This is a genomic window from Pseudanabaena biceps PCC 7429, from assembly GCF_000332215.1.
In the GTDB taxonomy this organism is placed as follows: Bacteria; Cyanobacteriota; Cyanobacteriia; order Pseudanabaenales; family Pseudanabaenaceae; genus Pseudanabaena; species Pseudanabaena biceps.
In genome coordinates this window covers 1-5,154 of sequence record NZ_ALWB01000302.1, presented here as the reverse complement: position 1 = coordinate 5,154, position 5,154 = coordinate 1, and the positions used below count along the sequence as shown (strand labels likewise).

The 5,154-nt window shown below is 42.4% G+C and carries 5 protein-coding genes and 1 tRNA gene; 3 read left to right on the top strand and 3 right to left on the bottom strand.

The features are described from left to right. Positions 1–187: 187 nt before the first annotated feature. The 3 genes from PSE7429_RS21275 to PSE7429_RS21265 form a co-directional block, all read right to left on the bottom strand. Complete coding sequence (locus tag PSE7429_RS21275; protein WP_407681167.1) at positions 188–388, bottom strand: GlsB/YeaQ/YmgE family stress response membrane protein; 201 nt, start codon at positions 386–388, stop codon at positions 188–190. Between the two features lie 80 nt (positions 389–468). Continuing rightward, the gene (locus PSE7429_RS21270) at positions 469–807 is read right to left on the bottom strand and encodes a CsbD family protein (protein WP_009629434.1); all 339 of its coding nucleotides are present in this window, start codon (positions 805–807) and stop codon (positions 469–471) included. A gap of 208 nt (positions 808–1,015) precedes the next feature. Further along, positions 1,016–1,273 carry a CsbD family protein gene (locus PSE7429_RS21265; RefSeq protein WP_009629433.1) on the bottom strand — a complete coding sequence of 86 codons (258 nt, stop codon included), beginning with the start codon at positions 1,271–1,273 and terminating at the stop codon, positions 1,016–1,018. A gap of 576 nt (positions 1,274–1,849) precedes the next feature. On the opposite strand from PSE7429_RS21265, the gene PSE7429_RS21260 reads away from it, so the two are divergent. From PSE7429_RS21260 to PSE7429_RS21250, 3 genes are all read left to right on the top strand, one after another. Next, positions 1,850–3,331 (top strand): alpha-amylase, encoded by a 1,482-nt coding sequence (locus PSE7429_RS21260; protein WP_009629432.1) that lies wholly within the window; start codon positions 1,850–1,852, stop codon positions 3,329–3,331. 128 nt (positions 3,332–3,459) lie between these two features. Then, positions 3,460–4,821, top strand: a complete 1,362-nt coding sequence (gene miaB / locus PSE7429_RS21255; protein ID WP_009629431.1) for a tRNA (N6-isopentenyl adenosine(37)-C2)-methylthiotransferase MiaB — start codon at positions 3,460–3,462, stop codon at positions 4,819–4,821. A gap of 89 nt (positions 4,822–4,910) precedes the next feature. Continuing rightward, a tRNA-Lys gene (locus tag PSE7429_RS21250) sits at positions 4,911–4,982 on the top strand. Positions 4,983–5,154: the final 172 nt, after the last annotated feature.

Here is a 5,154-nt window from a genome sequence, read left to right as displayed (position 1 = left end):
ACAATTGCCTGATTAAAACTTACAGCCCTTTTTTAACTCTTTTTAGACAACAGTCCTTTTATACCAATTCACGAAAGTGTGACAACACTTTTGTGGATTGAAAACCAAACCCAGTAAGGGTTTTCAAAGCTCAAAATGGCGTAGCCATTTTGAGCTTTGGTATTACTTAGCTATCTACTACGCTGACCTAAGCTGACCTAATTAGACGCAATCCAAAGAGAAGTACAACTGCACCAATCGTGGCAACAATCAAACTACCAATTAATCCACCACCTGTTGCTACCCCAAAAGTACTGAAGAGGAATCCGCCAAGTAATGCACCAATCACACCAACAATGATGTCTCCAAGCAATCCAAAACCTCCGCCTCTCACCAGCTGTCCTGCCAGCTAACCAGCAGCCAAACCAATTAAAATAAACCAAATGAAATTCATATATTTACATCCTTTTCTGCATTAAGTTCGCCGAACTATTCAAACATGCCTTTAACTTTGTCTTTAGCATCTTCCACCAGATTGCGAGTCTTTGCTTCCGCTTGCTTTGCTTTTCCAATAAGCCGATCTTGGGGATCGCCTTTCACATTGCCGATCGCTTCTTGCACTTTTCCTTCGATATCTTTAGTCGTAGCTCTTACTCTCTCTACCGTAGCAATCAAAGTAGAAGGAGAATAGAACCTTGCTTGAGTCGCTATAATTTCTACTGGATTTGCTGCATATAGATTCTCAACGCGAAGCATAAATACTAAGCCAAAGGAGAATAGTGAAAGCAAACCAACAGTTAGAAGCGATCGGCAAATTTGTAAAAGCATGTGAGTTCCTAATTAATTCCTAATGGGTTGACAAACAATTGAAAATAATCTCCTTAGATAAGGATAAATCAACAAAATCCTTGGAGAAAGTAAGCAATATAGTTAAGCGATATAATTAATATTCTTAATAATTTAAAATCTTTAAAAAACTAAAAATATTAAACATACTTTAAATACACTAAAGATATATTGCTCGGACTAACTGACATTAATTAGCTTTATCTTTAGCCTTGTTAGCTTTATCTTTTATACCGTCGGCGACATGTTGAGCCTTATCTTTGATAACTTCAGCAACCTCTTTAGCCTTGTCTTTGACATCTTCAGATGCATTGCGAACATGGGCTTCAACTTGTTTTGCTTTTCCTTCAGTTTGTTTTGCGGTATCACCAGTAATATCGCCTACGACTTCTTCAATCTTTCCTTCAATATTTTTAGCAGTCGCCTTAGCTCTTTCTTGTAAACTCATAGCTAATATCCTCATTCCTATTTGTCATTGATGTCTTGCCTTGTAATTACTATGACTGAGTAATGATTGATTTATTGAATGAAATGAGCGATTTGATGGATTACTACATAAAACGCAACAATACTGATATAAACTGATATAATTAATTGGTCATATGTCTTTTGGTGGATCGACATCCTAAATTCCTTCCAACTATAGGACGAAGCTGAAACCTGTGAGAATAGGTTAGGCTCGTTTCGTAGATTACCTTCAACTCAAACTTTAAGAATTAATTTCTTCGTTAGTTTTGCGATTACGCAAGCATTGCTTTGTCCTTAAATAGTTTGGCATAGTCAAAAACAGAAACTAGATCGCGCAATTCTTACCACATAATCTATTCGCGTTTTTTGATTTTCAGTTTTTCTATGTCTAATTACTTAATTCTATTTCAGTCGTTAAGTAGCTAGGCGCAATTAAATATAAAGCCTCCAAACCTGTAGCGCACGCTGCGCATGTGCTGTAGGTTTGAATTCTAGGTTTTAATCATGCCAGCTATTTATTAATCATTATTAGTCATTATTATAGAGGAATAAAACCATGTCTGATCGGAATGGTGTGATGATGCAGTACTTTCACTGGTATATGCCTGATGATGGTAGTTTGTGGAATCAAGTTGCCGAGAAGGCGGAGGAATTAGCCAAAATTGGGATTACTTCTCTGTGGCTCCCCCCTGCCTATAAAGGAACAGGTGGTGGGATGGATGTGGGCTATGGCATTTACGATCTGTTCGATCTTGGTGAATTCGATCAAAAGGGTTCGGTGAGAACTAAGTATGGTACTAAGGATGAATATGTTCGCGCCATTCATATAGCACAAAAGGCGGGAATTAGTATTTATGCTGATGTGGTCTTTAACCATAAGCTCGGAGCCGATCGCGCCGAAGAGGTGGAAGCAATACCCCTCAGTACTGAGGATCGCAATCAACCAATCGGGGAATATCAAACGATCAAAGCTTGGACTCACTTCACCTTTGAGGGGCGCAAAGGTAAATATTCGACAATGGAATGGCACTGGTGGCATTTTGATGCGATCGATTACAACGTCTATAATGAGAGCGAGGATGCCATTTACTTGATAAAGGGTAAGTCTTTTGATACCGATGTAGACCAAGAGAAGGGGAATTTCGACTACTTGATGGGATGCGATCTTGACATGCAAAACTCGGAAGTAAAAGGAGAACTCAAATATTGGGGAGAATGGAATTATGATACGACCAATGTGGATGGATTCCGTTTTGATGCTGTCAAGCATGTATCCGCTGGGTTCTTTCAGGAATGGCTTGAACATGTGCGCCACCATGCAAAACGCGATCTCTATGCGGTAGGCGAATATTGGTCTTACGAAGTTGAAGCTCTGAATAATTTTATCGCCGTTACCGAAGGCAAAGTCGATTTATTTGATGCACCTTTGCATTTGAATTTCCATCTTGCGAGTCAAGCGGGTGAGAACTACGACCTCAGTACAATTTTTGATAATACATTGGTGAAGGTGCAGCCAACACTTGCAGTTACCTTGGTCGATAACCATGACTCTCAACCTTTACAGTCCCTAGAATCGATTGTTGAGGCTTGGTTCAAACCTCTTGCCTATGCCCTGATTTTGCTGCGTCGTGAAGGATATCCCTGTATCTTTTATGCGGACTATTATGGAGCCCATTATAAAGACTGGGGCAAAGATGGGAATGAGTACGAAATCTGGATTGAGAGTCATCAATGGTTGCTAGATAAGTTTCTGTCAGTTCGACAAACCTATGCCTATGGCGATCAAATCGATTATTTCGATCATCCTAATACAATTGGCTGGACGAGATTGGGAGATGAGGAACATCCTGATGGTATGGCGGTAGTTATGAGTAATAGTGAGGAAGGTCGTAAATGGATGAATATCGGACACCCTAACAGTACCTATATCGATATCACTGAGCATATTGAAGAGCCCGTCAGCACAAATGATGAAGGATGGGGTGAGTTTCGTTGTACTGGGGGCTCGGTGTCAGTATGGATTAAAAGTGAGAATTAAAAGTTAAATAGCTAAACATCAAGGCCTATGTTGCCCGCAATGCGGGCAACATAGGTCGATCTCCCCCCAAATAAGCGGAAAGATATTAGAATAGGACAGCAATCTTTTCGGCTTGGTTAAACACGTTCATGACTGTTCAGAATCCCCAGAAATATCACATCGTTACTTTCGGCTGCCAGATGAACAAAGCCGATTCCGAGCGCATGGCAGGCGTTTTAGAGGATATGGGCTATCATTCAACGGAGGAAAGCGAAGAAGCCGATCTGATTTTGTATAACACCTGTAGCATTCGCGATAATGCCGAACAAAAGGTCTACTCATATTTGGGCAGACAAGCTAAACGCAAACGCGATAATCCTAACTTAACCCTTGTCGTGGCTGGCTGTGTCGCGCAGCAGGAAGGCGAAGCTTTATTAAGAAGAGTTCCCGAACTAGACCTAGTTATGGGACCTCAGCATGTAAACCGCCTTGGGCATTTGCTCGAACAGGTTTTTAATGGCAATCAAGTTGCGGCTACCGAAGAAGCTTATATCGAAGAAGATATTACTACTCCACGCCGCAATAGCTCTGTAGCAGCTTGGGTAAATATTATTTATGGATGCAACGAAAACTGCACTTATTGCATCGTCCCCTCAGTGCGTGGGCGAGAGCAGTCGCGTACACCCGAATCAATTCGGCAAGAGATCGAAAAGCTGGCTGCCCAAGGCTACAAAGAAATTACGTTGCTGGGGCAAAATATCGATGCCTATGGGCGTGACTTACCCGCAGGTGGTATCGGTGCGGGTGTGGGTGGCAAGATTACTTTTACCGATTTACTCTACTATGTCCATGACATTGAAGGCATCGATCGCATTAGATATGCCACCAGTCATCCGCGCTACTTTAGCTCTCGACTGATTAAAGCCTGTGCCGAATTGCCCAAGATTTGTGAACATTTCCATATCCCTTTCCAGTCTGGTGACAACGATATCCTGAAAGCCATGGCTAGGGGCTATACCCATGAGCGCTATCGCCGCATCATTGAGGATATCCGTGAAATTATGCCCGATGCAGCCATTACTGCGGATGCGATCGTTGCCTTTCCTGGGGAAACCGAGGAGCAGTTCGAGCGGACGGTGCAATTGGTAAATGACATTGGTTTCGATCTGGTTAATACGGCCGCCTATTCTCCTCGTCCCGGGACACCTGCGGCTGTGTGGGACGATCAATTAAGTGAGACCGTCAAAAGCGATCGCTTACAGCGGTTGAACCATGTAGTCAATCAAAATGCCGCCGAGCGCTCTCAGCGCTATGCAGGACGCATTGAGGAAATCATGATCGAAGGGACAAACCACAAGAACCCCCTACAGATTATGGGGCGCACTCGTACCAATCGTATTGCCTTTACAGAGAACACAACGGGGCAATCATTAGCGGAACTAATCGGTAAGACTATTAGTATAAAAATTACTGAGGTAAGACCTTTTAGTTTGACTGGCGTAATTTGCTAAACCTGTGTTAGACTAGCTAAGCGCGTGAACGACAGATGTACTAAAAAAACACAAAAGTACAAATAAGTTTTCACAAGCTTAATTCCCAAGGGTCGCTAGCTCAATGGTAGAGCACTCGGCTTTTAACCGATTTGTTCCGGGTTCAAATCCCGGGCGACCCATAAAATAATTAACCCTATAGTTAAACCTGATTGCTGGTGCGGAGCGCCGCAAGTCAGGGTTAACTATTTTTATATCCTAGTACAGGCGACATTTATATAGCTGCTATATAGCTGCCGCCAACTGTAAGACATAAAACCCAAAAGAGGTTTGCCGCGCTCCGCGCGGCAAACC

Excerpts from the sequence above, each read along its gene's own strand:
- PSE7429_RS21260 (WP_009629432.1), top strand. The coding sequence starts at position 1,850 with ATGTCTGATCGGAATGGTGTGATGATGCAGTACTTTCACTGGTATATG.
- miaB (WP_009629431.1), top strand. The coding sequence starts at position 3,460 with ATGACTGTTCAGAATCCCCAGAAATATCACATCGTTACTTTCGGCTGC.
- PSE7429_RS21265 (WP_009629433.1), bottom strand. The coding sequence starts at position 1,273 with ATGAGTTTACAAGAAAGAGCTAAGGCGACTGCTAAAAATATTGAAGGA.
- PSE7429_RS21270 (WP_009629434.1), bottom strand. The coding sequence starts at position 807 with ATGCTTTTACAAATTTGCCGATCGCTTCTAACTGTTGGTTTGCTTTCA.